Origin of the sequence: Bradyrhizobium sp. 31Argb, assembly GCF_043638955.1 — a bacterium.
In the GTDB taxonomy this organism is placed as follows: domain Bacteria; phylum Pseudomonadota; class Alphaproteobacteria; order Rhizobiales; family Xanthobacteraceae; genus Bradyrhizobium.
In genome coordinates this window covers 1-1,598 of sequence record NZ_JBEGDB010000574.1, presented here as the reverse complement: position 1 = coordinate 1,598, position 1,598 = coordinate 1, and the positions used below count along the sequence as shown (strand labels likewise).

Here is a 1,598-nt window from a genome sequence, read left to right as displayed (position 1 = left end):
TAGTTCACGAGGTAGATCATGGACCTAACCAAAATAGTTCATGAAGTCTAACGAGTACGCGACCGCCTAAAGACTGGCTCACTCTAAGGGAAAGGCTCATACAATGAACAGATTAGCGCTCTCTCTGTTGCTCGCACTTGGCACCACAGCTCCATTTACTGGCGCCAACGCAGGGACCGGAAAAGCAACAACTTTGATGGCCAAAGAGCTTCCCGACTTTCCTGGGAAGGAAGGTATGGTCGAAGTCGTCGACTTCGCTCCGGGCGAAGTCTCGGAGCCGCATCGGCATAATGCAGATCTCTTCGTCTATGTTTTGGAGGGGAGCGTCGTCACGCAGGTAGAAGGTGAAGCCCCAAAAACCGTAAATACCGGTGAGGTCTTTTATGAAGCGCCTACGGACGTGCACATTGTGAGCCGCAACGCTAGTGCGACGCAGGCCGCAAAACTACTTGTCTTCTATGTAAAAGTTAAAGGCGCGCCACCAACCATCCTAGTAGGGCGTGGACATAAATAGCGCTTTTTGACGTCGGGCGAGGAAAGGGCGTGGGTTTATGTCCGCATCGGGTCATCAGCGCCGTTCTGACTGCGCACCCATCACTTTCGGTCTCGCCTGGCAAGCGACGCGCCACAACGTCGCGGGCGCCGAGGCATCGCCACGGCCTGAGCGCTGGACCGCGTGCGAAAATCGTCAGGCCGGAAGACGAAAATCAGGAGTCCAACCCAGCTCGGCGCGTGCCTTTTCGGTCGCAACGTGTCTGTTGGACTGCGCGATGTTATAGATGCCCGGGTCGCCGTGGTCGATGGCCAGCAGAGCGGCATAAGCCGCCGCATCCACATGAATGGGCGCAGAGTTTGAGGGCCGGTCCGAAGCGGTTCCGGGGCCATAAAGCTGGCCGTAGCGAAGGACGACGCCCTCGAGCGGCGGCGATTTTAAAGTGAGATCTTCCAGCGCGATTACTCCCTGCATGTTGATACCGTTCTCTCCCTTGGCCCCGGTATCGAGCGGGTCTGTCTCCGCGTGCGGCTCGGGCCCCGGCGTGTAGGCCCACGCGATGCTTTGCGCCACCAATCGGTGCGCCCCCGCCGCAATTGCGGCCCTGACGAGGTTCCGCGTTCCCTCGCTACGGATGCGGGCGGTGCGAACGATCGCTGCTCCCATCTCGCGTGGATTAAGATCCTTCGGGAGGTCGGTGAGCTGATGGATCACGACATCGGGGCGTGCTGATGCGACGGCGCGTGATAGCGCCGGCGCGTCGAAGACGTCGACCACGACCGGGTCAGCCCCGAGCGCGCGCAGCGCGTCGGCATTCGCTTCCGATCTGGTGCTGCCACAGACGTAATGGCCAGCGCCGTGCAGGAGCGGCGTCAGGCGCCTGCCGATGGCTCCGGACGCGCCGGCAAGGAAGATCCTGTCACCCATCACCGTTACTCCGTTGAACCGTGCGCCCAAGTGGGCGCTGCACGCCAAGTACTTTCCGATTCAAGCGGAGGGCGGCCAATCGTTCCGTTTCAGTGAAAATCAACTTTGGAGACGGCGGACAAATACGGACACAGCCGCGCATTGGAACAGATTGGCAGCCCCGGAACCTTACCTGAAC

2 protein-coding genes are annotated in these 1,598 nt (G+C 59.9%); one reads left to right on the top strand and one right to left on the bottom strand.

What is annotated here, in order from left to right; all coding sequences use genetic code 11:
* The first annotated feature begins 103 nt into the window (after positions 1-103).
* Positions 104-514 (top strand): cupin domain-containing protein, encoded by a 411-nt coding sequence (locus AAFX91_RS41525; protein ID WP_080664018.1) that lies wholly within the window; start codon positions 104-106, stop codon positions 512-514.
* 174 nt (positions 515-688) lie between these two features.
* Here the strand turns inward: AAFX91_RS41525 and AAFX91_RS41520 are convergent, their stop codons facing one another.
* Positions 689-1,420, bottom strand: a complete 732-nt coding sequence (locus AAFX91_RS41520; protein WP_394570328.1) for an NAD-dependent epimerase/dehydratase family protein — start codon at positions 1,418-1,420, stop codon at positions 689-691.
* Positions 1,421-1,598 lie beyond the last annotated feature (178 nt).

What these genes read in the sequence shown, in the direction of transcription:
- AAFX91_RS41525 (WP_080664018.1), top strand. Translation starts at nt 104, where the DNA reads ATGAACAGATTAGCGCTCTCTCTGTTGCTCGCACTTGGCACCACAGCT.
- AAFX91_RS41520 (WP_394570328.1), bottom strand. Translation starts at nt 1,420, where the DNA reads ATGGGTGACAGGATCTTCCTTGCCGGCGCGTCCGGAGCCATCGGCAGG.